Annotated in this window: 21 protein-coding genes and 2 pseudogenes; 13 read left to right on the top strand and 10 right to left on the bottom strand. The window is 61.2% G+C overall.

The features are described 5' to 3' along the window. Positions 1-7: 7 nt before the first annotated feature. A complete protein-coding gene (lexA, locus tag CS390_RS16715; protein WP_065758460.1) occupies positions 8-616 on the bottom strand; it encodes a transcriptional repressor LexA in 609 nt (202 codons plus the stop codon). Between the two features lie 253 nt (positions 617-869). Between lexA and CS390_RS16710 the strand changes: the two genes are divergently transcribed. Genes CS390_RS16710 through CS390_RS16695 form a run of 4 tightly spaced genes read left to right on the top strand, consistent with a single transcriptional unit; the run spans position 870 to position 3,912 of the window. After that, the gene (locus tag CS390_RS16710) at positions 870-1,583 is read left to right on the top strand and encodes a TetR/AcrR family transcriptional regulator (RefSeq protein ID WP_099775395.1); all 714 of its coding nucleotides are present in this window, start codon (positions 870-872) and stop codon (positions 1,581-1,583) included. Positions 1,584-1,619: 36 nt separating this feature from the next. Further along, entirely contained in the window at positions 1,620-2,144 is a 525-nt protein-coding gene (locus tag CS390_RS16705) for a L,D-transpeptidase (protein ID WP_099775394.1), read from the top strand. A 22-nt stretch (positions 2,145-2,166) separates the two neighbouring features. Further along, a complete protein-coding gene (gene nagZ, locus CS390_RS16700) occupies positions 2,167-3,165 on the top strand; it encodes a beta-N-acetylhexosaminidase (protein ID WP_176717401.1) in 999 nt (332 codons plus the stop codon). A gap of 9 nt (positions 3,166-3,174) precedes the next feature. Further along, positions 3,175-3,912, top strand: a complete 738-nt coding sequence (locus tag CS390_RS16695) for an S-methyl-5'-thioinosine phosphorylase (protein WP_065758464.1) — start codon at positions 3,175-3,177, stop codon at positions 3,910-3,912. Between the two features lie 69 nt (positions 3,913-3,981). Here CS390_RS16695 and CS390_RS16690 read toward each other — a convergent pair whose 3' ends face one another. Genes CS390_RS16690 through mfd form a run of 3 tightly spaced genes read right to left on the bottom strand, consistent with a single transcriptional unit; the run spans position 3,982 to position 10,276 of the window. Beyond that, positions 3,982-6,288 carry a DEAD/DEAH box helicase gene (locus tag CS390_RS16690; RefSeq protein ID WP_099775393.1) on the bottom strand — a complete coding sequence of 769 codons (2,307 nt, stop codon included), beginning with the start codon at positions 6,286-6,288 and terminating at the stop codon, positions 3,982-3,984. A gap of 1 nt (position 6,289) precedes the next feature. After that, entirely contained in the window at positions 6,290-6,817 is a 528-nt protein-coding gene (locus CS390_RS16685; RefSeq protein WP_099775392.1) for a CsiV family protein, read from the bottom strand. A 9-nt stretch (positions 6,818-6,826) separates the two neighbouring features. Continuing rightward, positions 6,827-10,276 carry a transcription-repair coupling factor gene (mfd, locus tag CS390_RS16680; protein WP_099775391.1) on the bottom strand — a complete coding sequence of 1,150 codons (3,450 nt, stop codon included), beginning with the start codon at positions 10,274-10,276 and terminating at the stop codon, positions 6,827-6,829. A 180-nt stretch (positions 10,277-10,456) separates the two neighbouring features. Between mfd and CS390_RS16675 the strand changes: the two genes are divergently transcribed. The 3 genes from CS390_RS16675 (at position 10,457) to sthA (ending at position 14,577) form a co-directional block, all read left to right on the top strand. Further along, the gene (locus CS390_RS16675) at positions 10,457-11,920 is read left to right on the top strand and encodes a glyceraldehyde-3-phosphate dehydrogenase (RefSeq protein ID WP_065758468.1); all 1,464 of its coding nucleotides are present in this window, start codon (positions 10,457-10,459) and stop codon (positions 11,918-11,920) included. Positions 11,921-11,991: 71 nt separating this feature from the next. Beyond that, positions 11,992-13,002, top strand: a complete 1,011-nt coding sequence (locus CS390_RS16670) for an FAD:protein FMN transferase (RefSeq protein ID WP_099775390.1) — start codon at positions 11,992-11,994, stop codon at positions 13,000-13,002. A 180-nt stretch (positions 13,003-13,182) separates the two neighbouring features. Continuing rightward, positions 13,183-14,577: a Si-specific NAD(P)(+) transhydrogenase gene (gene sthA, locus CS390_RS16665; protein WP_065758470.1), complete on the top strand. Its 1,395-nt coding sequence runs from the start codon at positions 13,183-13,185 to the stop codon at positions 14,575-14,577. Between the two features lie 42 nt (positions 14,578-14,619). Here sthA and CS390_RS16660 read toward each other — a convergent pair whose 3' ends face one another. Further along, a complete protein-coding gene (locus CS390_RS16660; protein WP_065758471.1) occupies positions 14,620-15,342 on the bottom strand; it encodes a glycerophosphodiester phosphodiesterase in 723 nt (240 codons plus the stop codon). Positions 15,343-15,371: 29 nt separating this feature from the next. Beyond that, on the bottom strand, positions 15,372-15,959 hold the full coding sequence (locus CS390_RS16655) for a PilZ domain-containing protein (protein ID WP_065758472.1): 588 nt from the start codon (positions 15,957-15,959) through the stop codon (positions 15,372-15,374). 94 nt (positions 15,960-16,053) lie between these two features. Here CS390_RS16655 and CS390_RS16650 point away from each other — a divergent pair, with 94 nt between their 5' ends. From CS390_RS16650 to CS390_RS16640, 3 genes are all read left to right on the top strand, one after another. Continuing rightward, complete coding sequence (locus CS390_RS16650) at positions 16,054-17,304, top strand: lipoprotein-releasing ABC transporter permease subunit (RefSeq protein WP_065758473.1); 1,251 nt, start codon at positions 16,054-16,056, stop codon at positions 17,302-17,304. Between the two features lie 7 nt (positions 17,305-17,311). Continuing rightward, complete coding sequence (gene lolD / locus CS390_RS16645) at positions 17,312-17,995, top strand: lipoprotein-releasing ABC transporter ATP-binding protein LolD (RefSeq protein WP_176717400.1); 684 nt, start codon at positions 17,312-17,314, stop codon at positions 17,993-17,995. Positions 17,996-18,067: 72 nt separating this feature from the next. Beyond that, positions 18,068-19,312 (top strand): lipoprotein-releasing ABC transporter permease subunit, encoded by a 1,245-nt coding sequence (locus tag CS390_RS16640; RefSeq protein WP_065758492.1) that lies wholly within the window; start codon positions 18,068-18,070, stop codon positions 19,310-19,312. Positions 19,313-20,071: 759 nt separating this feature from the next. On the opposite strand, the gene CS390_RS16635 is transcribed toward CS390_RS16640, so the two are convergent. Together CS390_RS16635 and CS390_RS16630 are read right to left on the bottom strand one after the other, a co-directional pair. Continuing rightward, positions 20,072-21,424 carry a heavy metal sensor histidine kinase gene (locus tag CS390_RS16635; protein WP_099775389.1) on the bottom strand — a complete coding sequence of 451 codons (1,353 nt, stop codon included), beginning with the start codon at positions 21,422-21,424 and terminating at the stop codon, positions 20,072-20,074. After that, positions 21,421-22,101: a heavy metal response regulator transcription factor gene (locus CS390_RS16630; RefSeq protein ID WP_065758476.1), complete on the bottom strand. Its 681-nt coding sequence runs from the start codon at positions 22,099-22,101 to the stop codon at positions 21,421-21,423. Before CS390_RS16630 ends, CS390_RS16635 begins: the two co-directional genes overlap by 4 nt. A gap of 154 nt (positions 22,102-22,255) precedes the next feature. Between CS390_RS16630 and CS390_RS16625 the strand changes: the two genes are divergently transcribed. Both CS390_RS16625 and queF read left to right on the top strand, forming a co-directional pair. Continuing rightward, positions 22,256-22,780, top strand: coding sequence for a plastocyanin/azurin family copper-binding protein (locus tag CS390_RS16625; protein WP_065758477.1), 525 nt, complete (start codon positions 22,256-22,258; stop codon positions 22,778-22,780). Positions 22,781-22,848: 68 nt separating this feature from the next. After that, entirely contained in the window at positions 22,849-23,679 is an 831-nt protein-coding gene (queF, locus tag CS390_RS16620) for an NADPH-dependent 7-cyano-7-deazaguanine reductase QueF (protein WP_065758478.1), read from the top strand. A 42-nt stretch (positions 23,680-23,721) separates the two neighbouring features. On the opposite strand, the gene CS390_RS16615 is transcribed toward queF, so the two are convergent. Further along, positions 23,722-23,985: a DUF4404 family protein gene (locus tag CS390_RS16615; RefSeq protein WP_065758479.1), complete on the bottom strand. Its 264-nt coding sequence runs from the start codon at positions 23,983-23,985 to the stop codon at positions 23,722-23,724. A gap of 123 nt (positions 23,986-24,108) precedes the next feature. Continuing rightward, a pseudogene (locus CS390_RS16610) lies at positions 24,109-24,438 on the bottom strand (HAD family phosphatase); the annotation flags it as partial. A gap of 71 nt (positions 24,439-24,509) precedes the next feature. On the opposite strand from CS390_RS16610, the pseudogene CS390_RS16605 reads away from it, so the two are divergent. Next, a pseudogene (locus CS390_RS16605) lies at positions 24,510-24,992 on the top strand (transposase); the annotation flags it as partial. Positions 24,993-25,017 lie beyond the last annotated feature (25 nt).

Here is a 25,017-nt window from a genome sequence, read left to right as displayed (position 1 = left end):
CTCCTAATTAGCGGCGAATGACGCCGACGCTCAAGCCTTCGATCACCAGTTCCTGCTCTTTGAGGTCGACTTCGATGGGCGCGAACTCAGGGTTTTCGGCTATCAGCCAGACTTTGTTGCCTTCGCGTTTGAAGCGTTTGACCGTGACTTCGTCGCCGATACGGGCAACGACGATCTGGCCGTTACGGGCTTCGCGGCAGGTGTGAACGGCCAGCAGGTCACCGTCCAGAATGCCGACATCCTTCATGCTCATGCCGTGAACGCGCAACAGGTAGTCGGCCTTGGGGTGGAAGAAGCTTGGGTTGATGTTGCAGGATTGCTCAATGTGTTGCTGGGCGAGAATGGGTGCACCGGCAGCGACCCGACCAATGATTGGCAGGCCACTGTCGTCGCTCTTGGCCTCGAAGCCTGGGATGCGGATGCCGCGAGAGGCGCCCGGGGTCATTTCGATCGCGCCTTTGCGGGCCAGTGCCTTGAGGTGTTCCTCGGCAGCGTTGGGCGATTTGAAGCCCAGCTCCTGGGCGATTTCCGCACGTGTTGGCGGGAAGCCGTTGTCTTCCAGGCAGCGTTTGATAAAAGCCAGAATCTCAGCTTGGCGTGGCGTCAGTTTTAGCATGTCGATCGCTCTGTCTTTTTATACAGTGACTGGGATTATATACAGTGGAAGAGGGTTGGCAATACATAAGCTTCACCTGACGGGCTGTTGGCGTTGCAACGACGTCGACTTGCGTGGGCTTGTTGCCTGAAGCCTGCGCCTTGAAGCTGTGATTAAATACGTGACCCGTGAGCCAGAAAACGGCCGCCCAGACTTGACAATACCCTTGCTTGAAACGTATGTTTCAAACAAGTGTTTGTCAGGCGGAGTAGTCATGGCCCAGTCGGAAACCGTTGAACGCATTCTCGATGCAGCAGAACAGTTGTTCGCGGAAAAAGGTTTTGCCGAAACCTCATTGCGGCTGATTACCAGCAAGGCCGGCGTCAACCTGGCGGCGGTGAACTACCATTTCGGTTCCAAGAAGGCGCTGATCCAGGCCGTCTTCTCGCGTTTCCTTGGCCCGTTCTGTGCCAGCCTGGAGCGTGAGCTGGAGCGTCGTCAGGCGCGTCCGGAGCAAAAGCCGACACTCGAAGAGCTGCTGGAAATGTTGGTCGAGCAGGCGCTGGCGGTGCAGCCGCGCAGTGGCAACGACCTGTCCATTTTCATGCGCCTGCTGGGTTTGGCGTTCAGCCAGAGCCAAGGGCACTTGCGGCGGTACCTGGAAGACATGTACGGCAAGGTGTTTCGTCGCTACATGTTGCTGGTCAACGAAGCGGCGCCGCGTATTCCGCCAATCGAACTGTTCTGGCGTGTGCATTTCATGCTCGGTGCCGCCGCGTTCAGCATGTCCGGCATCAAGGCGTTGCGCGCAATCGCCGAAACCGATTTCGGGGTCAACACCTCGATCGAGCAGGTCATGCGCCTCATGGTGCCGTTCCTGGCGGCCGGCATGCGCGCCGAAAGCGGTGTGACCGACGAAGCCATGGCCGCTGCGCAATTGCGTCCGCGCAGCAAGTCGGGCAGTGCGCCAATGCCTGCCAAGGCCTGATGCAACGGCGGGGCGCTTCAGCTAAGCTAGCGCCCCATGCCTACTCTCGATTTACTGCATATTTCCATCGCCGATCAATGCCTCTATGGGTTTGCCGAGGGGCGCCTGGTCGTGCGTCTTCCAGTGTCTACCGCGCTCAATGGTGCGGGGGAAACCAGTGGTTCCGGATGTACCCCTCGCGGTCGCCATCAGGTTCGCGCAAAAATTGGCGCGGGCTTGCCCTGCGGCGCGGTGCTGAGGGGGCGACGCTGGACGGGTGAAACCTGGACGCCGGCACTGCATGAGCAGTTTCCCGGGCGTGACTGGATTCTGTCGCGCATCCTCTGGCTCAGTGGCTGTGAGCCAGGGCGCAATCGCCTTGGGCCGGTCGATACCTTCCGCCGCTATATCTACCTGCATGGCACGCCGGACACGGAACCCATGGGCGTTCCGCTGTCCCATGGTTGTGTGCGCCTACGCAGTGCCGACCTGGTGAGCCTGTTCGAGCAGGTGCCGGTGCATTGCCCTGTGCAGATCGAAGAAGCCGCGTGCCCCGAGTGGGCCACGACCTCCCTCAACTGAAGGATCATTTATGAGTGCCAGCCTGCAAGGCTCCCTGATGGTGGACGTCGCCGGTACCTGGTTGACCGCCGAAGACCGTCAACTCCTGCGCCAGCCCGAAGTGGCGGGCCTGATCATTTTTGCCCGCAACATCGACTGCCCGCGCCAGGTGCGAGAACTGACCGCTTCCATTCGCGCCATTCGCCCCGACCTGATCCTGGCGGTTGACCAGGAGGGTGGCCGGGTGCAGCGCCTGCGTCAGGGCTTTGTGCGTTTGCCGGCCATGCGCGCCATTGCCGACAACGACAATGCCGAGTACCTGGCAGAGCAATGTGGCTGGCTGATGGCGACCGAAGTGCTGGCGGTAGGCCTGGACCTCAGCTTCGCGCCAGTGCTGGATCTCGATCATCAGCGCAGTGCGGTGGTCGGCAGCCGTGCGTTTGAAGGTGACCCCGAGCGCGCTACCGTGCTGGCTGGTGCCTTCATCCGTGGCATGAACGCGGCCGGCATGGCGGCCTGTGGCAAGCATTTCCCCGGCCATGGCTGGGCCGAGGCGGATTCGCACGTGGCGATCCCGACCGATGAGCGCAGTCTCGCGCAGATCCGCGCCGCCGACCTGATTCCGTTCACTCGCCTGAGTGGGCAGTTGGCTGCTGTGATGCCGGCGCACGTGATCTATCCGCAGGTCGATAATCAACCTGCCGGGTTCTCGCGGCGCTGGCTGCAGGACATTCTGCGTGGCGAGCTGGGTTTTGACGGTGTGATCTTCAGTGATGACCTGTCGATGGCCGGTGCGCACGTCGTTGGTGACGCTGCCAGTCGAATCGAGGCCGCCTTGAGTGCAGGCTGTGACATGGGGCTGGTGTGCAACGATCGGGCGGCGGCAGAGCTTGCGTTGTCGGCAGCCCAGCGCATGAAGGTAAAGCCCTCGCCACGTATCGCGCGCATGCGCGGGCAAGGCTTTGCCACTACCGAGTATCGCCAACAGCCACGCTGGCTAGCGGCTTTAGGGGCTTTGCAAGAAGCCCAGTTGATCGATTAAGGACACACAATGACTGTTTACGCCATTATCGGCGGTACCGGCCTGACCCAGCTTGAGGGCTTGAACATTCGTCAGGCGCTGCCGATGGACACGCCCTATGGCCGGCCGTCGGCTGACGTATTGGTGGGTGAGTATGCCGGTCGTGAAGTGCTGTTCCTGGCTCGTCATGGCCATCCGCACCGCTTTCCACCGCATAAGGTCAACTACCGTGCCAACCTGTGGGCTTTGAAGCAGGCGGGTGCTGAGGCAATCCTGGCGGTGAACGCCGTGGGTGGCATTCATGCGGCGATGGGGACCGGGCATTTCTGTGTGCCGCATCAACTGATCGACTACACCAGCGGTCGTGAGCACACGTATTTTGCCGATGACCTGGAGCAGGTCACGCACATCGACTTCAGCTACCCCTACAGCGAGCCACTGCGTGCCCGGTTGATTGCCGCGCTGGCAGCCGAAGGTGTCGGTTACAGCAGCCATGGTGTTTATGCCTGCACCCAAGGGCCACGCCTGGAAACCGTTGCCGAGATCGCCCGTCTTGAGCGTGATGGCTGCGACATCGTCGGCATGACCGGCATGCCGGAAGCCGCATTGGCACGCGAGCTGGAGCTGGACTATGCCTGCCTGGCATTGGTGGTGAACCCGGCGGCGGGTAAATCAACCGCCGTGATCACCATGGCCGAAATCGAGCAGGCACTGCACGATGGCATGGGCAAGGTGAAGTCGACCTTGGCGCGGGTGTTGGCGGGCTGATTGTGCCGCTGCTTTGATCGCGCTGGCGCCCCGCTGACACCTTCGTTGACACCCTCGTTAACACCGCGCTCACCCGCTTTTAGGCGGGTGACGACGGCCTGGCAAGGGTGCCAGTAGTGCGTCGATATCGTCGTCTTCCAGTTTCCAGTCTCCGGCCTGGCGCCCATCCAGTACACCGGCTGCCAGTGCAGACTTCTCCTGCTGCAGCTGCTGGATCTTCTCTTCCACGGTGCCGCGGGTAATCAGCTTGTAGACGAACACCGGTTTTTCCTGGCCAATGCGGTATGCACGGTCGGTCGCTTGCTGTTCGGCTGCCGGGTTCCACCATGGGTCGTAGTGAATCACGGTGTCGGCTGCCGTGAGGTTGAGGCCGACGCCACCGGCCTTGAGGCTGATCAGGAAAATCTGCAGCCGGCCGCTCTGGAAGTCTGCAACCGGTGCGCGTCGGTCGCGGGTGTCACCCGTCAACAACGCATAGTCGATACCGCGCTGTTGCAGTTCCTCGCCAATCAGCGAAAGCATGCTGGTGAACTGCGAGAACAGCAGCACTCGACGGCCTTCGGCGAGCAATTCTTCAAGCATCTCCAGCAGGCTGTTGAGTTTGCCCGAGTTCGCGCTGCGTGATGGGCCGGCTGCTTCGGATTTGACCAGACGCAGGTCGCAACAGACTTGGCGCAGCTTCAGCAGTGCCTCAAGAATGATGATCTGGCTGCGGGCAACACCCTTGCGGCTGATCTCGTTGCGGACTTTCTTGTCCATGGCCAGGCGCATGGTTTCATAGACGTCGCGCTGTGCTTCGGTCAAGTCGACCCAGTGGATCATTTCGGTCTTGGCCGGCAGTTCGGTTGCCACCTGCTCCTTGGTTCGGCGCAGCAGGAAGGGCTTTATCCGTGCATTCAGGTGCTGCAAGCGTTCTTCGTCACCCTGGCGCTCAATAGGCACCCGGTAATCGCGGTTGAACGCCTTGTTGTCGCCCAGCCATCCCGGCAGCAGGAAGTGGAACAGTGACCAGAGTTCGCCCAGGTGGTTTTCCAGTGGCGTACCACTCAGGCACAGGCGTTGCCGCGCCTCCAGCTGTCGCGCAGCCTGAGCGGCCTTGCTGGTGGGGCTCTTGATGTACTGGGCTTCGTCCAGGATCAGTACGTGCAGTGGCAGGTGCTTGAGGTGGTCAAGGTCCTTGGGCAGCAGCGCATAGGTTGTCAGTAGCAGGTCGTAGTCCGCCAGCTTGTCGAAGTACTGTCGGCGACCAATGCCTTGCAATGCCAGTACTCGTAACTGCGGAGCAAAGCGCTCGGCTTCATCCTGCCAGTTGGGGATCAGGCTGGTGGGCATTACCACCATTGCCGGTCGATCAAGACGGCCTGCGTTTTTTTCAGTCAGCAGGTGGGCCAGGGTTTGCAGCGTCTTGCCCAGGCCCATGTCGTCAGCCAGGATGCCGCCGACGTCCAGTTCGCGCAGCGCCTGCATCCAGCTCAGGCCTTCAAGCTGATAGGGGCGCAGGGTGGCTTTCAGGCCTTCAGGGGTGGTGACGGCCTGGGTACGAATATCGCGCAGGCGTTCGCCCAGCGCGCGAACCCGGTCACCGCCTTCCCAGGTCAGTGGCAGCTCGAGCAGGGCGTTCAGGCGCGCCGCGTCGGGGCTAGCCAGGCGCACGGTAGTCTCGCCCGGCTCGCGCAGGTAGAAATCCCCCAGGGTGGCCAATACCGGTTTGAGCCGCCCGTACGGCAGGGCGATCTGAAGCGTCTTGCGCGGTGCATGAGGGTGGGGGATGGGCACCAGGATCTGCTCGTCGTCACGGCGTTTGGCCAGGTGCGCGCTGTTGAGCAATTCCGGGTGGGTACGCAGCAGGTTGAGCAGGATCGGCAACAGGCTCAAGCGCTCGCCATTGACCACGATGCCCAGTTCGAGGTCGAACCAGTCGCGTTCGGGCGTCTCGACGACCTGGGCGTACCAGTCGTCGACCGGGGTGAGGTCAAAAGCGAAGTCGTCAGCGCAGATGATTTGCCAGCCTTGCTCGCGCAAGTGTGGCAGGTCATTGAGGACAAAGCGTAACCAGGCTGCCTCGCTGGGGAGCTCGAACGGCTCGCCGGCACTTTCCGGCAAGGCTTTGCTCTGCCGGGTGGCAACCTTGAAGCCCAGGCTCAGGAGTGTTTCGCGCAGGCTTTGCTCGGCGCTCAGGTGGCGCTGCAGGGGTTGCGCCTGACGCGCATGCAGGGTGCCACTGACATAGTCGCCGGCATAGCCGAAGGCGAGTGCGGCGCGGTGTTGGGTGTAGCGCTGCATGCGCCCGTTGCGAGGCTCGAAGGCGCTGAACTCAATGCTGCCCAGCCACAGGCGTGGCTGGGGTGGAAGCGGGGCTATCACGCGGTCGGGCATTTCAAAGCTTCGTGACCTTGAGCAGCAGTGCCAGATGGCCGCCGTCAAGGTAGTTCAGGTCGCCAAGGCGCATGTTGCTGTTGCTCTGCTTGAACTGTTCGGTCTGGGTAATGCTGCCGTCGGCCGCAAAACGGTTGACCCAGAAACTGGCGTCAGCGCTGATGAAGCGGCCGTCACTCAGGCTCAGGTTGCCTTCCACGGGGAAGTGGCCGAAGTGCCGCTTGCCGTCACTGATGGCGACCTTGCCCGGTTCTGCGCTCAGGTTCTGTTGCCAGGCTTTGTGCAGCAGGATGGTGTACTGGCTGTCGGCCTGCAGCTTTGCCGCTTCGTCGTTCATCGCAGGCTTGCTTTCGTCGGTGCTGCTTAACGTCTTGGCGTCGGCGGCCCAGTCTTCCGGGGCGTACTGGCTGGTAATGGCCGGCACGCTGTTTTGCCGAACCAGAATCATCTCGATCTGATACAGGCCGTCAGCGAAGGCGCTGGTGGAGCAGAGCGCGGCCAGCAGGGCCAGGGAGCGAATCAGGCGCATCGGTTTTCCTTAAGCGGATGTCGGGGTCAGGCGCTCGAACAGCGCCTCGAGGGTATTGAAGCGTTCTTCTGCGCGCTCCATGGGAACCATGAACTTGAACTGCGTTGCGCCCTCGAACTTGTAGCGTTTGGGTTGGCTCTGGATCAGTTTGATCAGTACCAGTGGGTCGACAGGGGTTTCCCCGGCGAACTCGATCTTCCCGCCTTGTGGGCCAGCATCGACTTTCTTGATGCCGAGCTGCTCGGCCTGCAATTTGAGCAGGGTCAGGCGCACCAGGTTCTTGGTCGGCTCCGGCAGCAGGCCGAAGCGATCGATCATTTCCACCTGCAGGTCCTTGAGGCCGTCTTCGTCGGTAGCCGAGGCAATGCGTTTGTAGAGAATCAGGCGTGCATGGACATCCGGCAGGTAGTCCTCGGGAATCAGTGCTGGCACGCGCAGGTTGATTTCCGGGCCGCCGCCGAGCGGTTGATCGAGGTTGGGTTGCGTGCCCTTGCGAATGGCTTTGACCGCACGTTCGAGCATTTCCATGTACAGGGTGAAGCCGACGGCCTGGATCTGGCCGCTTTGGCCTTCGCCGAGCAGTTCGCCCGCACCACGGATTTCCAGGTCGTTGGTGGCAAGGACGAAACCTGCCCCAAGGTCCTGGGTGTTTGCGATGGCTTCCAGGCGCTTTTCCGCATCGGCGGTGATCTGCTGGCGTGGCGGTGTGAGCAGGTAGGCATACGCCTGGTGGTGGCTGCGCCCCACGCGTCCACGTAGCTGGTGCAGCTGCGCCAGGCCGAATTTGTCGGCGCGTTCGATGATGATGGTGTTGGCGCTGGGTACGTCGATACCGGTCTCGATGATGGTCGAGGCAATCAGGACGTTGAAGCGCTTGTGGTAGAAATCGCTCATCACCTGTTCGAGTTCACGCTCGCGCATTTGCCCGTGGCCAATGCCGATACGCGCCTCCGGCACCAGTTCGGCGAGGTCGGCAGCACATTTTTCGATGGTCTTCACATCATTGTGCAGGTAGTAGACCTGGCCGCCGCGCAGCAGCTCACGCAGCAGCGCTTCCTTGATGGTGCTTTTGTTCTGCTCCATGACAAAGGTGCGAACCGACAGTCGTCGCGCTGGCGGGGTCGCGATGATTGACAGGTCGCGCATGCCGGACACGGCCATGTTCAGCGTCCGCGGGATCGGCGTGGCGGTGAGGGTAAGAATGTCGACTTCGCTGCGCAGTGCTTTGAGCTGTTCCTTCTGGCGCACGCCGAAACGGTGTTCTTCGTCGATGATCACCAGGCCGAGGTCTTTCATCTTGACGTCGTCCTGCAGCAGCTTGTGCGTGCCGATGACGATATCGATCTTGCCGTCTGCCAGGTCCTGGACGGCGGCGTTGATTTCCTTGGCTGACTTGAAGCGGCTCATCACCTCCACGGTCACCGGCCAGTCGGCAAAGCGGTCGCGGAAGCTGTTGTAGTGCTGTTGGGCGAGCAGGGTGGTGGGCACCAGGATGGCCACCTGGCGTCCGCCATGCACAGCGATAAACGCGGCTCGCATGGCCACTTCGGTCTTGCCGAAGCCGACGTCGCCACAGACCAGGCGGTCCATCGGCTTGGCGGCGAGCATGTCCTCGCGTACCGCTTCGATGGCGGCTTGCTGGTCCGGGGTTTCCTCGAACGGGAAGCCGGCGCTGAAGGTGGCATAGTCGGCTGCGGGGTCGGCAAAGGCATAACCCTTGCGCGCTGCGCGGCGGGCGTAGATGTCGAGCAGTTCGGCGGCTACGTCGCGGACCTGTTCGGCGGCTTTGCGCTTGGCCTTTTGCCAGACTTCCGAGCCCAGGCGGTGCAGCGGTGCCAAGGCGTCGTCGCTACCGGTGTAGCGCGCGATCAGGTGCAGGTTGGCGACCGGTACATAGAGCTTGGCGCCCTCGGCGTAGGCAAGTGTCAGGAACTCGGCGGCCTGGTTGTCGATCTCCAGCGTCGCCAGGCCCAGGTAGCGGCCAACCCCGTGGTCGATGTGGACCACCGGCGCGCCTTCGCGCAGTTCGGTGAGGTTCTTGATGACCGCATCGTTAGTGCCGTCGCTGCGCTTCTCGCGGCGTCGACGCTGCATGACGCGCTGGCCGAACAATGGGCTTTCGGCGACCAGTGCCAGGGCGGGGCTTTCCAGCAGCAGGCCGTCGTCCAGTGGCGCGATGGTGATCCCCAGGCGCTCTTTGCTTTGAACGAAGTCGTCCCAGCTGTCGAGGGTCTGTGGGCGCAGCTTCAGGCGTTCGAGCAGCTCCAGCAGCACTTCGCGGCGCCCCGCCGATTCGGCGGTGAACAAGACGCGGCCCGGGAACTGCTCAAGGAAACTGGACAGTGCGGCCAGCGGCTGGTTGGCCTTGGCTTCGATGGCCAGGTTCGGTAGCGTCTGCGCGGCGAAGCGCTCGCGGCCAACACCGCCCTCGCTGTCATCCTGGCTGACCACGATGCGCGGCCAGCGCTTGAGTTGGGCAAAGCAGTCCTCTACCGGCATGAACAGTTCGACGGGGGGCAGCAATGGCCGGTTCGGGTCGATGCGGCGCTCGTCGTAACGGTTGCGCACGTCGCTCCAGAAGTGTTCGGCGGCCTGCTCGATACCCGGCAGGGAAAACACCTGGGTGTCCTGCGGCAGGTAGTCGAACAGCGTCGAGGTTTCCTCGAAGAACAGTGGCAGGTAGTACTCGATGCCTGCCGGAATAATGCCGCTGGTGAGGTCCTGGAAGATCGGGCTGCGGCGGAAGTCGACGTCGAACCGTTCACGAAAGCGCGCCTTGAACTGGGTCACGGCGTCCTTTTGTAGCGGAAATTCGCGCGCGGGCAGCAGGCGTACCGAATCGACCTTGTCGATCGAGCGCTGGGTCTCCGGGTCGAACGTGCGCAGGGTTTCGATTTCGTCGTCGAACAGGTCGATCCGGTAAGGCAGCTTGCTGCCCATCGGGAACAGGTCGATCAGTGCTCCGCGCACGGCAAACTCGCCGTGTTCATAAACGGTGTCGACGCAGCGGTAGCCACTGGCTTCAAGGCGCAGGCGCATCTGCTCGACGTCGAGCTTCTGACCGATATCCAGCACCAGGCTGCTGCCCATCAGGAAGCGTGTTGGCGCCAGGCGGTGCAGGGCGGTGGTGATCGGTACCACGAGAATGCCGTGGTCGAGTTCCGGCAGCCGGTACAGGCTGGCCACGCGTTGAGAGATGATGTCCTGATGCGGCGAGAACAGGTCGTACGGCAGGGTTTCCCAGTCGGGGAAGGGCAGTACCGGCAACTGCGGTGCGAAGAAGCGCAGTTCCTGCTCCAGGCGGTCGGCCGTCTGGCTGTCGGCGGTCAGCAGCAGGGTGAAGCGCTTGGCGGCGCTGGCGGCTTCGGCAATAGCCAGGCTCAGGGCGGCGCCCGGCAGGTTGCTCCAGGTGTGTTTGCCGGCGGTGGCCGGCAGGTGCGGAAGACGCAGAACTGGCACGGGCGGTCGAGCTCCAAGCGTTGCGACAAAGGGTCGATTGTACCGGGCCTGGGGGCGGCCTGTCAGGCGCGAAGGGGGCAAAAAACCACGGATGTCATGCTTCGATATGAGGAGCGACAGGCGCGCATTGCTCGAAACACCTCGGGGCGTCATAATGTAGCCCCTTTTTTCTGTCCCTACATGTGGAAGGTTCCCGTGACTCAGAAGCCCGACCAGTGTCTTGGTGAGTGGATTGATCGTGAAGCGCTTGCAGAAGCGATGATCCCGCTTATCGGTCAGCTCTACCGCAATAACAACGTGGTGAGCTCGATCTATGGCCGTAGCCTGATCAACCGTTCAGTGATTGCGATCCTCAAGGCCCACCGCTTTGCGCGTCATCGCCAGTCCGACGAATCCGAACTGTCTGTCCACGAGACATTCCCGCTGCTCAAGGCCATGAGCGAGCTGAAGCTGGGCGCCGCCTCGGTCGACCTGGGCAAGCTGGCTGTCAAGTTCAAGGAACAAGGCAACGGCCGTACCGCCGAGCAGTTCGTGCGCGAAGAAATGGCCGACGTGGTCGGCAAGCAGAACGCTTCTGCACGCAAGGGCACTGATGTGGTCCTGTACGGCTTCGGTCGTATCGGTCGCCTGCTGGCCCGTATCCTGATCGAGAAGACCGGTGGTGGCGACGGCCTGCGCCTGCGCGCCATTGTCGTGCGTAAAGGTGCTACCAACGACCTGGTCAAGCGCGCCAGCCTGCTGCGCCGTGACTCGGTACATGGTCCATTCGATGGCACCATCACCATCGATGAAGAAAACAACACCATCACCGCCAACGGTAACCTGATCCAGGTGATCTATGCGAAGAGCCCAAGTGAAGTCGACTACACCCAGTACGGCATCAAGGACGCTCTGATCGTCGACAACACCGGTGTATGGCGTGATGCCGAGGGCCTGGGTCAACACCTGGCCTGCCCGGGTGCTTCCCGTGTGATCCTCACCGCGCCTGGCAAAGGTGCCCTGAAGAACATCGTTCACGGTATCAACCACGGCGAAATCAGCCCTGAAGACAAGATCATCTCGGCGGCCTCCTGCACCACCAACGCCATCGTGCCGGTGCTCAAGGCTGTGAATGACAAGTTCGGCATCGTCAACGGCCACGTCGAAACCGTTCACTCGTACACCAACGACCAGAACCTGATCGACAACTTCCACAAAGGCAGCCGCCGTGGTCGTAGCGCTCCGTTGAACATGGTGATCACCGAGACCGGTGCTGCCACCGCTGCCGCCAAGGCACTGCCAGTGCTCAAGGGCAAGCTGACCGGCAACGCTATCCGCGTTCCGACGCCTAACGTCTCGATGGCTATCCTGAACCTGAACCTGGAGAAGGCGACTTCTCGCGAAGAGATCAACGAGTACCTGCGCCAGATGGCCATGCACTCGGACCTGCACAAGCAGATCGACTACGTGAGCTCCCAGGAAGTGGTTTCCACCGACTTCGTTGGTTCGCGCCACGCAGGCGTCGTCGATGCCGAAGCGACTATCTGCAACGATAACCGCGTTGTCCTGTACGTTTGGTACGACAACGAATTCGGTTACAGCTGCCAGGTCGTGCGTGTGATGGAAGACATGGCCGGGGTCAACCCGCCTGCATTCCCGCACTAAACGGTCATCAGGTTGCACAAGACGGGAACCCCAGGGTTCCCGTTTTTTGTGTCTGGGCTCAAGGAGGCGTAATGGCGCGGTGGGCAGGTGGGGGGCTGGTGATTCTGGCGTTGTGGCTGTGCGGTTGCGACCGTACGCCTTCGCTGGAGCGCATCAGTGGCCCGACCATGGGCAGTACCTACACGGTGCAGTATGTGCGTACGGCTCAGGGCCCGGCGCCGGAACAGGTCCGGTTTGCGGTGGAGGCGGTTCTCCAGCAGATCGACCATACGTTTTCTACCTACCGCAGCGACTCACTGATTGCGCAGTTCAACCGTTTGCCGGCCAACAGTTGTCAGGTCATGCCGGCAGACGTGCTGCAACTGGTGCAGTTGGGTGAGCAGTTGTCGCGGCAAAGCCAGGGCGCCTTTGACCTAACCGTTGAGCCATTGCTTGATGTGTGGGGCTTTGGCCCGCAGTCCCGGGGTGAACAGGTGCCCGGTGCGCAGGCGTTGGCTGCAGCCCGCGGGCGTGTTGGCCACGAACACCTGCAGATCGACGGGCTGCAGTTGTGCAAGGATGCCCCGCTGGAGCTGGGCTTCAACAGCATCGCTGCCGGCCATGCCGTCGATTTGCTGGTCGAGCGAATGCGTGCGCTGGGCGTGAGCAGCTACCTGGTTGAAGTGACAGGTGAACTCAAGGCGGTGGGGCGCAAGCCGGACGGCAATCCGTGGCGCATTGCGCTGGAATGGCCGCGTACCGATCAGCAGGTCGCTCAGCAAGTGCTGGCGCTTGAGGGTTACGGTGTTTCTACATCAGGAGACTATCGCAATTTTTTCGAGCAGAATGGTCAGCGTTTTTCGCATGTCTTTGATGCGCGGCTTGGTTCACCGGTCAGCCATCGTCTGGCTTCGGTCACGGTGCTTGATCCCTCAACGCTGATGGCCGATGGCATGTCCACGGTGTTGCTGATCCTCGGCCCTGAACAGGGCTGGGCGTTTGCCTTGAAATACAATGTAGCAGCAGTTTTCGTGACCCGTGCCGATACAGGCTTCGTCTCCCATGCGACGCCTGCATTTGAGCGACTGATGCACGCGCAGTAACAGACTGTTGCAGTGTGAGATGTAGTGCAGAGAAAAATAGCCTACGACGCGACCAAGGGTTAATGTGCGCGGCGTTCACGCTTGATTAGACTGCACCCGAATATTTTCATGACGCTCTTGGCGGCATGATCTAGCCCCGATCGCCGGCGTGGCGAGCGGGCCTGTTCTGAAGGAGTACGCATGGCTGTCTACAACTACGACGTAGTGGTGCTGGGGTCCGGCCCGGCAGGAGAAGGGGCGGCAATGAATGCCGCCAAAGCAGGGCGCAAGGTGGCGATGGTCGATAGCCGTCGCCAGGTCGGCGGCAACTGCACCCATCTGGGCACCATCCCGTCCAAGGCCCTGCGTCACTCGGTGCGCCAGATCATGCAGTTCAACACCAACCCGATGTTCCGGGCCATTGGTGAGCCGCGCTGGTTCTCGTTCCCGGACGTGCTCAAGAGCGCCGAGAAGGTAATCGCCAAGCAGGTGGCTTCTCGCACCGGCTACTACGCACGTAACCGCGTTGACGTGTTCTTCGGTACCGGCAGCTTCGCTGACGAACAGACCGTCGAAGTGGTCTGCGCCAACGGCGTGGTCGAGAAACTGGTAGCCAAGCACATCATCATCGCTACCGGCTCGCGTCCTTATCGCCCGGCCGATATCGATTTCCATCACCCGCGTATCTACGATAGCGACACCATCCTCAGCCTCGGCCATACGCCGCGCAAGCTGATCGTTTACGGTGCCGGTGTCATTGGTTGCGAATACGCCTCGATCTTCAGTGGTCTGGGTGTACTGGTTGAACTGGTGGACAACCGTGGTCAGTTGCTCAGCTTCCTCGACTCGGAAATCTCCCAGGCGTTGAGCTACCACTTCAGCAACAACAACATCACCGTACGTCACAATGAAGACTACGAGCGTGTTGAAGGGCTGGATAACGGCGTGATCCTGCACCTGAAGTCGGGCAAGAAGATCAAGGCGGACGCCTTGCTCTGGTGCAACGGCCGTACAGGCAACACCGACAAGCTTGGCCTGGAAAACATCGGTATCAAGGTCAACAGCCGTGGCCAGATCGAAGTGGACGAGAACTACCGCACCTGTGTGCCGAACATCTACGGCGCGGGCGATGTGATCGGCTGGCCGAGCCTGGCCAGTGCTGCTCACGACCAGGGTCGTTCGGCAGCGGGCAGCATCGTTGATAACGGCAGCTGGCGCTTCGTCAACGACGTGCCGACCGGTATCTACACCATTCCTGAGATCAGCTCGATCGGCAAGAACGAGCAGGAGCTGACCCAGGCCAAGGTGCCTTACGAAGTCGGCAAGGCGTTCTTCAAGAGCATGGCGCGTGCGCAGATCGCCGGTGAGCCCCAGGGCATGCTGAAGATCCTGTTCCACCGCGAGACCCTGGAAATCCTCGGCGTACATTGCTTCGGTTATCAGGCGTCGGAGATCGTTCACATTGGCCAGGCCATCATGGACCAGCCGGGTGAGTGCAATACCCTGAAGTACTTCGTCAACACCACCTTCAACTACCCGACCATGGCTGAAGCCTATCGGGTAGCGGCCTACGACGGCCTCAACCGGCTTTTTTGAGCGGCTCCGGCCGGTGGCCTGAGCCGGCCGGGGAGACCGATTTCAGCAATTCTCGAGGGTGGCAGTGGCCAAACCGGGAAAGTCTGTAATCAGGCTGTCTACGCCGAAGTCAGCGAGCCTGCGCATCAGCGCCGGTTCGTTGACTGTCCACACCGACACGTGCAAGCCCTGGCGCTGAGCTTTTGCCAGGCGTTCCGGGCTGCACAGTGTCCAGTTCAGCGCAAGCATCTCACAGCCATAGTTCTGGGCGACCTTCAGTGGGTCGAGCCAGGCGTATTCGGCTACCAGGCCGCGCGAGATATCCGGGGTCAGTTCCAGGGCGGCAGCGAGCACTTCCCGTGAGCTGGAGGTGATGGTGATCTTGTCGAGCAGGCCAAAGCGCAGTGCCATTTCGCGGATAGCCAGTACCGTGGTGGCGGCACGCATGCGTGAGGCGCTCTTGACCTCAAGTTGCCAGTGCTCGAAATCACACTTCTCGAACAACTCCTCAAGGCGCGGGATGGGGCACGGGTGCACCCAGCCCGGTCCACCCTTGCGTGCGTCATAGGTCACCAGATCACTGGCGTTGTGCTCAACCACCTTGCCGCGTCGACCCGTGGTGCGCTTGAGTGTCGGGTCGTGAATGACCATCAGTTCATTGTCGGCAGACAGGTGCAGGTCGAGTTCGCAACGCCGCACGCCATGGCTCAGGCACTGCTGGAAGCTGGTCAGGGTATTCTCGGGCGCTTCGCCCTTGGCGCCACGGTGGCCGTAGATCTGGGTCACGTTTGTTCCTTCAAGGTAAAGAGTGAAACTCAGGTGGGCGTTGCGCTGTTCTGCTCCAGTGCCTGGCGCCGTTGTTGCGCCTGGCGTTGCAGGATGTAGCGCGCCAGTAGCTGGCGTTGTGCGTCGGTGATGTCGATGAACTCGGCGCCAATATCGAACAGCCCGTCAGGCTTGCTGTCGCAATGCGTGACCTTGGCGCGTAGCAGCAACCCCAGGGCTTGCGGCATCAACACCATTTTCACCGCGACGCGGCTGCCCACAGCCAGCGCCTGGCGCTGGCGGGCCTCGATGCCGCCTTCGGAGAGTTTTACGGCGTGCGGTTCGCCGATCTGCCCGAGCAGGCTCTGGGCGACTACCTGGCTGAGCAAGTCGATGCGTTTGTTCTGGGCTTTGAGAAAGGCTGCGAGGGTGCGGTCCTTTTCGCTGAGCTGGCGCAACAGGTGCTGTGACTCGAACTCGCTCAGGTGCAGTTCGCTGAGCAGGTTGAACAGTGGTGACGCATCTTGCAACAACTCTGTGCCAGACGCATCGGCAACGTTCAGTGGGCGAATTTCCAGTGCGATCCTATCCTCGATACGGTAGTATTCGCGGCGATCTTCTTCATCTAATGTCGACATGGCGAACCCATGGTAGCGGCGGTGGTCTGAGTGTAAAGCTGCTGTCCAAGCCCCGCCACAAGGACGTTCCTCTTTCATCCGAACAAGCCCCGACATGTTCAGACCTCTCTTCGTATTCATCGGTACGCGTTATACCCGTGCCAAGCGCCGCAACCACTTCGTCTCGTTCATTTCCCTGACCTCGATGATCGGCCTCGCCCTGGGCGTGGTGGTGATGATCGTGGTGCTTTCGGTCATGAATGGCTTCGATCATGAGATGCGTACCCGCGTACTGGGCATGGTGCCCCATGCCACGCTTGAAACCGGCCAGCCCATCAATAACTGGCCTGCACTTGCCGATACAGTAAAGCAGAACCCGCAGGTGGTGGCGGTGGCACCGTTCACCCAGATGCAAGGATTGCTGACTCACGATGGCAAGGTGCAGAAAGTCTTGCTTAACGGTATTGACCCAGGTCAGGAGCGCAAGGTCTCGATCATCGATGACTTTATCCGCCAGGGCCGGCTTGATGACCTGGTGCCCGGCGAGTTCGGCATCATGATCGGCGACAAGGCGGCGACCAAGTTGGGCGTCGGCATTGGCGACAAGCTGACCTTCGTAGCACCTGAAGTGACCGTGACGCCTGCTGGCATGTTCCCGCGCATGAAGCGTTTCACCGTGGTCGGCATCTTCCATGTTGGCGCTGGCGAGATCGACGGCTACCTCGGGTTGACCAACCTCTCCGACCTGTCGCGCTTGCACCGTTGGAAAGCCGACCAGGTGCAAGGCCTGCGCCTGAAGTTCGATGACCTGTTCCAGGCGCCGCGCACGGCCTGGAGCATCGCCCAGAAACTGGGTGACCAGGAGTTCTACGCCCGCGACTGGACCCGCAGCCACGGCAACCTGTACCAGGCCATTCGCATGGAAAAAGCCATGATCGGCCTGTTGCTGCTGCTGATTGTCGCTGTCGCTGCGTTCAATATCATCTCCACGCTGGTGATGGTGGTGAACGACAAGAAGGGCGATATCGCCATTCTGCGCACCCTGGGGGCAACCCCGGGGCAGATCATGGCAATCTTCATGGTCCAGGGTACGGTCATTGGCGTGGTCGGTACGCTTATCGGTGCGGTGATCGGCATTGCCGCTGCCCTGAACGTCAGTGCTGCGATCGCCGGCCTTGAGTCGTTGATCGGCCACAAATTCCTCAATGCCGACGTCTATTTCATCGACTACCTGCCGTCCCAGGTGATGGCCGAGGATGTCTGGATGGTCTGTGGCGCGGCACTGGTCCTGAGTTTCCTCGCCACCCTGTATCCGGCCTGGCGTGCGGCACGCACCCAGCCAGCGGAGGCGCTACGTTATGAGTGAGTTGGGCATGAGTAATAAAGCTGTGCTGAGTTGCCGCAACCTGGGCAAGTCCTATGAAGAGGGCCCGGAGTCGGTTCGGGTGCTCTCGGGCCTGCAGTTGGAACTGCACCCGGGTGAGCGGATTGCCATCGTCGGCAGTTCCGGCTCGGGCAAGAGTACCTTGCTCAACCTGCTGGGTGGCCTGGATACGCCTACCGAGGGCAGTGTCTGGCTGGCTGGTGAAGAGCTTTCGGCGCTGGGTGAGCGGGCCCGAGGCCTGTTGCGCAACCGTGCGCTGGGGTTTGTCTACCAGTTCCACCACCTGTTGCCAGAGTTCACCGCGCTGGAGAACGTCTGCATGCCGCTGCTGATTGGTCGTACCGCCATTCCTGAAGCGCGCGAGCGCGCTGAAGCGCTGCTCAAGCGGGTAGGGCTGGGGCATCGTCTGAGCCACAAACCGTCTGAACTGTCTGGTGGTGAACGTCAGCGCGTGGCCATTGCGCGAGCGCTGGTCAATCGCCCTGGCCTGGTCATGCTTGATGAGCCGACCGGCAACCTCGACCAGCATACCGCCCAAGGTATCCAGGAGCTGATGAAGGAGCTGAGCAGTTCGTCGCAGACCGCCTTTCTGGTGGTGACCCACGACCTCAGCCTGGCCCGGCAGATGGACCGCGTACTGCGCCTGGAAGAAGGGCGTCTGGTGCCGATCTGATCTGGCCGTACAGGGGGCCGGTCGTGAATGTCCGGCACCGTGTTCTTTCTCTTTTTCCGGGTGCTTCAGTTCATGTTCAGACCCTTGTCTATTTTCATTGGCGCACGCTACACCCGCGCCAAGCGCCGTAACCACTTTATCTCGTTCATCTCCATGACCTCGATGATCGGCCTGGCCCTGGGCGTGCTGGCGATGATCGTGGTGCTGTCGGTCATGAACGGTTTTCAGCGTGAAATGAGCGCACGGATTCTCGGCATGGTGCCCCATGCTGCCCTGCTGGGCGTCAAGCCGGTGGATGACTGGCAAGCCGTGGCCGCTACTGCACTGAAGAACCCGCAGGTGATTGCCGCAGCACCGCTGACAGAGCTTGAAGGCATGCTGTCCTACAAGGGCATGATGCAGCCTATCCAGATCAGTGGTATCGACCCGGCTCAGGAAGCCAAGGTGTCGATCGTTGCCAGTCACATCGTTCAGGGCCGCCTGGATGACTTGAAACCGGATGAGTTCGGCGTGGTGATCGGTGAGATTACAGCGCGGCGTTTCCATTTGAATGTCGGTGACAAGCTCACCTTGATCGTGCCGGAAGTCAGCACCGCGCCAGGCGGTATTACCCCGCGCATGCAGCGCCTGAACGTGGTGGGCGTGTTCAAAGTTGGTGCCGAGCTTGATGGCTCCATGGGCCTGATCCACATGGCCGATGCGGCGCAGATGCAACATTGGGCGCCGAACCAGGTGCAGGGTGTACGAATCAAGGTGCAGGACCTGTACAGCGCACCTCAAGTGTCGGCAGCGATTGTCGGTCAGTTGGGTGACCAGTACCGCGCCGATGACTGGACCCACACCCAGGGTAGCCTGTTCAGTGCCATGAAAATGGAAAAGACCATGATTGGCCTGCTGTTGATGATGATCATCGCGGTGGCGGCGTTCAACATCATTGCCACCTTGATCATGGTCGTGAATGACAAGGGCGCGGATATCGCGATCCTGCGCACCATCGGCGCCACGCCCGCGCAGATCATGGGCACGTTCATGGTGCAGGGGACATTGATCGGTATCGTCGGCACGCTGATCGGGGGCGTGCTCGGGGTGATCGCCGCGATCAATGTCAGCCAACTGGTCGGTTGGCTCGAGCGTGTGAGCGGGCAGCATATCTTCACCTCCGACGTGTACTTCGTCAGTACATTGCCGTCGGAACTGCAATGGGGCGATGTGGCGTTGATCTGCAGTGCAGGGCTGGTGATGAGCTTCCTGGCGACGCTGTATCCGGCGTGGCGTGCCTCGCAAGTAGAGCCAGCGTACGCCCTGCGTTACGAGTAAGCCCGGCTCCTGCAAGATGTGTTGGAGCAGGCTTGCCTGCGATGCAAGCACCGCGAACCTGCTGACACCGCGCCGATGCCATCGCGGGCAAGCCCGGCTCCTACAGGATGCGTTGGAGCAGGCTTGCCTGCGATGCAAGCACCGCGAACCTGCTGACACCGCGCCGATGCCATCGCGGGCAAGCCCGGCTCCTACAGGATGCGTTGGAGCAGGCTTGCCTGCGATGCAAGCACCGCGAACCTGCTGACACCGCGCCGATGCCATCGCGGGCAAGCCCGGCTCCTACAGGATGCGTTGGAGCAGGCTTGCCTGCGATGCAAGCACCGCGAACCTGCTGATACCGCGCCGATGCCATCGCGGGCAAGCCCGGCTCCTGCAGGGTGTGTTGGAGCAGGTTTGCCTGCGATGCAAGCACCGCGAACCTGCTGACACCGCGCCGATGCCATCGCGGGCAAGCCCGGCTCCTACAAGATGCGTTGGAGCAGGCTTGCCTGCGATGCAAGCACTGCGAACCTGCTGACACCGCGCCGATGCCATCGCGGGCAAGCCCGGCTCCTACAGGATGCGTTGGAGCAGGCTTGCCTGCGATGCAAGCACCGCGAACCTGCTGACACCGCGCCGATGCCATCGCGGGCAAGCCCGGCTCCTGCAGGGTGTGTTGGAGCAGGTTTGCCTGCGATGCAAGCACCGCGAACTTGCTGGCACCGCGTTGATGCCATCGCGGGCAAGCCCGGCTCCTACAAGATGGGCTGCAGCCCCCTACGCTGTCGGCAACTCAATCACGAAGCGCGTCCAGCCCTGCGCTGATTCGCCATGAATGGTTCCGCCATGCGCTTTGATGATCGATTGGGTGATCGCCAGGCCCAAACCTGCGTGCTCACTGTTGCCCTCATGGCGCGCCGGGTCGACGCGGTAGAATCGGTCGAACAGCCGCGGTATCAGCGCTGGGTCAATCGGCTCGCCGCTGTTGGCCACTTCCAGCCTCACCCCCGCATCCTGCTGCTCAATCTTCAGGCGGATCTCGCCGCCAGCCGGGGTAAACCGCAAGGCATTGTCCAGCAGATTGGACAGTGCCCGGCGCAACATGTGGCGGTCGCCTTCCAGTCGCGCCTGGCCAATATGGCTCAAGCGTACCTGAGCGTCCTCGGCCAATGGTGCGTAGTACTCCAGCAGTGCGCCAACCTCATCTTCCAATGCCAGCGGCTGACGGCTGGGCATTAGCAGGCCGTTATCGGCCTTGGCCAGGTAGAGCATGTCGTTGACCAGTTGAGCCATCCACTGCAGCTCTTCAAGGTTGCCGTGCAGGGCCTCGCGGTACTCTTCCAGGCTGCGCGGACGGGTCAGGGTGACCTGGGTGTGGGTCAGCAGATTGGACAGCGGCGTACGCAGCTCATGGGCGATGTCGGAAGAGAATGCCGAAAGGCGCTGGAAGGCATCGTCCAGTCGCTCAAGCATGGCGTTGACGGTGTTCGCCAGGTCCGCGAGCTCAATCGGCATCTGTGCTACCGGCAGGCGAGTGGTCAGCGATCGGGCCGAAACCCCGGCCGCCACTTCACCCATCTGCCGTAAGGGGCGCAGGCCACTGCGTACGGCCCAGGCGCCGAGCAGGGCGGTGGCCAGTGCCGAGAGGCCTACGGTCAGCCAGATCAGCCGTTGCATGCGCTGCAGGAAGTGCTGGTGATGGGTGATGTCGAGGAACAGTGTCAGGTTCGGTGTGCCGTCGCCGTCGAGGGGTTCGCTGAGGCTGCGATAATCGGCGCCGTCGCTCGTCAGGGTGTTCAGGCCGGGCGACATTGGCGAGTCCGGCAGGCCGGGCTGGCTATCGAACCACAGGCGTCCGTCATTGCCGCGGATGCGCACGGCCAGATCGGCCTGATGGCTTAGCTCCGTCTGCAGCGCAGGCAGCCGCGTGTTCAGGCTTGCAGGGTCATGCACGCCCTCAAGTAGCTGACGCATCAACGACAGGCGGCCGCTGAGCAATTGCTGGTCCAACTCGATGAAATGAGTTTCGCTGGCGCGACTGAACAGTACGCCAGCAAACAGCGAGACCACCGCCGTGCAGGCCGCAAACAGCAGCGCCAGGCGGTTGCCGAGTGAAAGACGGCGCATCAGGCCGTCCGCTCTTCGAGGACGTAGCCCATGCCGCGCACGGTATGGATGAGCTTGTTGTCGTGTGCGTCGTCGATTTTGAGGCGCAGGCGGCGGATAGCGACCTCGATCACGTTGGTGTCGCTTTCAAAGTTCATGTCCCACACCTGCGAGGCAATCAGCGATTTTGGCAGTACTTCGCCTTGGCGGCGCAGCAGCAGTTCAAGCAGGGAAAACTCCTTGGCGGTCAGGTCGATGCGTTGCCCGGCGCGTTCCACCCGGCGGCGGATCAGGTCAAGGCTCAGGTCTGCCACACCCAGCAGGGTTTCTTGTGTCGGGCTGCTGCCGCGACGCAGCAGGGTGCGTACCCGCGCCAGCAATTCGGAGAAGGCGAACGGCTTGACCAGGTAATCGTCGGCACCCAGTTCCAGACCGTGCACGCGGTCTTCCACGGCATCGCGCGCCGTCAGGAACAGCACCGGGGTATCCAGCCCGGCGGCGCGCACCGCCTGCAGGATCTGCCAGCCATCACGGCCTGGCAGCATGACATCAAGAATCAACAGCGCGTAATCGCCGCTGAGCGCCAGGTGCTGGCCCGTATTGCCATCGGTGGCCAGCTCTGCGCTGAACCCGGCTTCGCTCAAGCCCTGGCACAGGTACTGGCCGGTCTTGGCCTGGTCTTCGACGATCAGCAGTTTCATGGGGTGCTCATAGTATGGGTGGGCAGGGCGTTATACCGTGGTGTGAATGGCAAAAGGCAAAGCTGACGAAGTTGTAATCTTTTCGTCAGCTGGTTGCCAGTGGCACCTCGCTAGAGTGGCTGTCATGTCGAGACAACCCCGGAGTAAACCGACCATGTCACGTTTTATCCTTGCCGGCGCCTTGGCGCTGTTCAGCCTGCCGCTGTTTGCTGCGCCGGCGCAACCCTTTGCCTTCGGTCATCCCGCTACCGCAGACCAGGCAACCCGTACTGTCGAGGTGGAACTTGGCGACATGTACTTTGCCCCGCGTGCGCTGCAGGTCAAGGCGGGTGAGACCGTACGTTTCGTGCTGATCAACAAGGGCCAGTTGCCACACGAGTTCAACCTCGGTGATGCGGCCATGCATGCTCGGCATCAACAGGAAATGCTCGCCATGCCGGGTGGGATGGATCACGCAAAAATGGACCATGGAAACATGAGCCACATGACGATGAATCATGGCGGGATGATGCACGGGGGCGGGATGTCCCATGACGATGCCAATGTGGTAATGGTCGCTCCCGGCAAGACCGCAGAACTGACCTGGACGTTCACCCAGTCGACCCCGATCGAGTTCGCCTGCAACGTTCCGGGCCACTACCAGGCCGGCATGGTGGGCAAGCTGACCATCGCTCAGTGACAGGTGATTGCCCAACGCATGGCACAAACCCGATAAACTAGGCGTATTTCGTCCTTCAGGTTTGAGCCATGCACCCCGCCGCCGAACATTCCCCGCTGGGCAAGTCCAGCGAATACATCGCCACTTACACCCCGTCCCTGTTGTTCCCGATCCCGCGTGCGGCGAAGTGGGCTGAGCTGGGTGTCAGCGCTGACACCTTGCCTTGGCAGGGTGTCGACTACTGGAACTGCTTTGAGCTGTCCTGGCTGCTGCCGTCCGGCAAGCCGGTGGTGGCCATCGGTGAGTTTGCGATCCCGGCCGATTCGCCGAACATCATTGAGTCGAAGTCGTTCAAGCTCTACCTCAATTCGCTGAACCAGACTGTATTCGCCTCGGTGCAAGCGCTGCAGGCCTGCCTGGAAAAAGACCTTTCGGCAGCCGCCGGCAAGCCGGTCGGTGTGCGCGTGCGTACCTTGTCTGAGGTCGAAGGGGAGGGCGTAGCGGCGTTGCCGGGTGTCTGTATTGATGACCTGGATGTCAGCATCAGCCAGTACGAGCATCCTCAGCCGGAGTTGCTGCGCTGCGATACTGGGCGGGTGGTCGAAGAAACCCTGCACAGCCATTTGCTCAAATCCAACTGCCCGGTCACCGGCCAGCCGGACTGGGGTAGCGTGACCGTGCATTACCGTGGCCCGGCGCTCGACCCTGCCAGCCTGTTGGCCTACCTGATCAGCTTCCGCCAGCATGCGGACTTCCATGAACAGTGCGTAGAGCGGATCTACCTCGACCTCAAGCGTCTGCTCAAGCCTGAGACGCTGACGGTATATGCGCGCTATGTGCGCCGTGGCGGGCTGGACATCAACCCCTACCGCAGTACCGATACGATCAGTCTGGGCAATTCGCGGTTGGTACGCCAGTAAGCGCCAGCGCCTGCAGGGCTGCAGGTGCTGGCTCTGGTACTCTCAGATACCCATGCTTTGCAGGCTCTGAACGATATTGCGCAAGGTGGCTGTCAGGCCAGGGTGGTCGACTTCGAAGCGTTCGACCGCCAGGTTCACCCCGTCTACCAGGTTGTTTTCTGTGGAGAATTGCTCCAGTTTGAGCTCGGCTTCGATCTGTTGCATCAGCTGTTGCAGGTTTTCACGCTCTTCCAGTGAGAGCGGTGGATTTTGCTCCAGTTGCTCGCGCAGGGCCTCGATTTGCTGTTGCAGTTCGCGGGCAGGCATGGTGATCTCCCTTTATGAATAGGCACAGCCATGGACCACCGCCACTGGCGAAAGGTCCATGCCATGTCTGACAGGGTAATCCACTCGGCGTTGCTTTGCATGACCCGGATCAACGGTGGTGTGTCAGGGCTTCTCGCCTTTGAGTCGACGCTGGCCAATATCGGCGAGGCAATCGTCGAGCGCTTCCAGATGGTCGATGACTGAATGCACGCCCAAGGCATAGAGCTGCAGTGTCGCCTTGCCGCGTTTGTGTGCCTGCTCTTGCGGGCTCAAGGCCTGCCACTGGCTGCTGCTCAAACCACATAATGAGCCGCATGCCGCCAGGCCTATGGTCCAGAGACCCGCGTTGAGCCCGGACTGCAGCAACCTGGGTTCGCCGCTGACCAGCACGCAGCCATCCAGTTGGTTTACTTTCAGCGCCATCAATGCATGCCAGCACGCGTCCGGTGCCGGCCCAGAGTGTGTAAAAACGCACCGGTAAACCCTTGCTATGATTTCCGAGAATCTCAGCGTATGGGACGCCCATGAAACGGTTTATCCAGGGTGAACACCGAGGTCAAAGCACCTTACTTCCCGAAAGCCTCGACGACTACGTCAGCGATACCAATCCGGTTCGGGTGGTTGACGTTTTCGTCGATGAACTCGACCTAGCCACGCTAGGTTTTGATGGCGTCATTCCAGCCGAAACCGGAAGACCGGCTTACCACCCTTCGATCCTGCTGAAGATCTATATCTACGGCTATCTAAACCGCATTCAATCGAGCCGGCGTCTTGAGCGAGAAGCTCAGCGCAACGTCGAACTCATGTGGTTAACCGGGCGATTGATGCCCGATTTCAAGACCATCGCCAACTTCCGAAAAGATAACAGCAAGGCCATTCGCGGCGTCTGCCGCCAGTTCGTTTTGCTCTGCCAGCAGTTGGGGTTGTTTGGCGAAAACTTGGTTGCCATCGACGGCAGCAAATTCAAGGCAGTGAACAACCGTGACCGCAATTTCACCAGCGCCAAACCGGCGATTTTCAAGGTAGTTGTCG

The sequence above is a fragment of the Pseudomonas sp. HLS-6 genome, from assembly GCF_002753995.1.
Classification (GTDB): domain Bacteria; phylum Pseudomonadota; class Gammaproteobacteria; order Pseudomonadales; family Pseudomonadaceae; genus Aquipseudomonas; species Aquipseudomonas defluvii.
This window is presented reverse-complemented; position numbering and strand designations above follow the sequence as displayed.

What these genes read in the sequence shown, in the direction of transcription:
- CS390_RS16695 (WP_065758464.1), top strand. Translation starts at nt 3,175, where the DNA reads ATGACTGTTTACGCCATTATCGGCGGTACCGGCCTGACCCAGCTTGAG.
- CS390_RS16615 (WP_065758479.1), bottom strand. Translation starts at nt 23,985, where the DNA reads ATGCCTGCCCGCGAACTGCAACAGCAAATCGAGGCCCTGCGCGAGCAA.
- CS390_RS16650 (WP_065758473.1), top strand. Translation starts at nt 16,054, where the DNA reads ATGTTCAGACCTCTCTTCGTATTCATCGGTACGCGTTATACCCGTGCC.
- CS390_RS16655 (WP_065758472.1), bottom strand. Translation starts at nt 15,959, where the DNA reads ATGTCGACATTAGATGAAGAAGATCGCCGCGAATACTACCGTATCGAG.
- CS390_RS16685 (WP_099775392.1), bottom strand. Translation starts at nt 6,817, where the DNA reads ATGCGCCTGATTCGCTCCCTGGCCCTGCTGGCCGCGCTCTGCTCCACC.
- CS390_RS16630 (WP_065758476.1), bottom strand. Translation starts at nt 22,101, where the DNA reads ATGAAACTGCTGATCGTCGAAGACCAGGCCAAGACCGGCCAGTACCTG.
- queF (WP_065758478.1), top strand. Translation starts at nt 22,849, where the DNA reads ATGCACCCCGCCGCCGAACATTCCCCGCTGGGCAAGTCCAGCGAATAC.
- CS390_RS16640 (WP_065758492.1), top strand. Translation starts at nt 18,068, where the DNA reads ATGTTCAGACCCTTGTCTATTTTCATTGGCGCACGCTACACCCGCGCC.
- CS390_RS16670 (WP_099775390.1), top strand. Translation starts at nt 11,992, where the DNA reads ATGGCGCGGTGGGCAGGTGGGGGGCTGGTGATTCTGGCGTTGTGGCTG.
- CS390_RS16690 (WP_099775393.1), bottom strand. Translation starts at nt 6,288, where the DNA reads ATGCCCGACCGCGTGATAGCCCCGCTTCCACCCCAGCCACGCCTGTGG.
- CS390_RS16625 (WP_065758477.1), top strand. Translation starts at nt 22,256, where the DNA reads ATGTCACGTTTTATCCTTGCCGGCGCCTTGGCGCTGTTCAGCCTGCCG.
- CS390_RS16710 (WP_099775395.1), top strand. Translation starts at nt 870, where the DNA reads ATGGCCCAGTCGGAAACCGTTGAACGCATTCTCGATGCAGCAGAACAG.
- sthA (WP_065758470.1), top strand. Translation starts at nt 13,183, where the DNA reads ATGGCTGTCTACAACTACGACGTAGTGGTGCTGGGGTCCGGCCCGGCA.
- lexA (WP_065758460.1), bottom strand. Translation starts at nt 616, where the DNA reads ATGCTAAAACTGACGCCACGCCAAGCTGAGATTCTGGCTTTTATCAAA.
- CS390_RS16675 (WP_065758468.1), top strand. Translation starts at nt 10,457, where the DNA reads ATGTGGAAGGTTCCCGTGACTCAGAAGCCCGACCAGTGTCTTGGTGAG.
- CS390_RS16705 (WP_099775394.1), top strand. Translation starts at nt 1,620, where the DNA reads ATGCCTACTCTCGATTTACTGCATATTTCCATCGCCGATCAATGCCTC.
- lolD (WP_176717400.1), top strand. Translation starts at nt 17,312, where the DNA reads ATGAGTAATAAAGCTGTGCTGAGTTGCCGCAACCTGGGCAAGTCCTAT.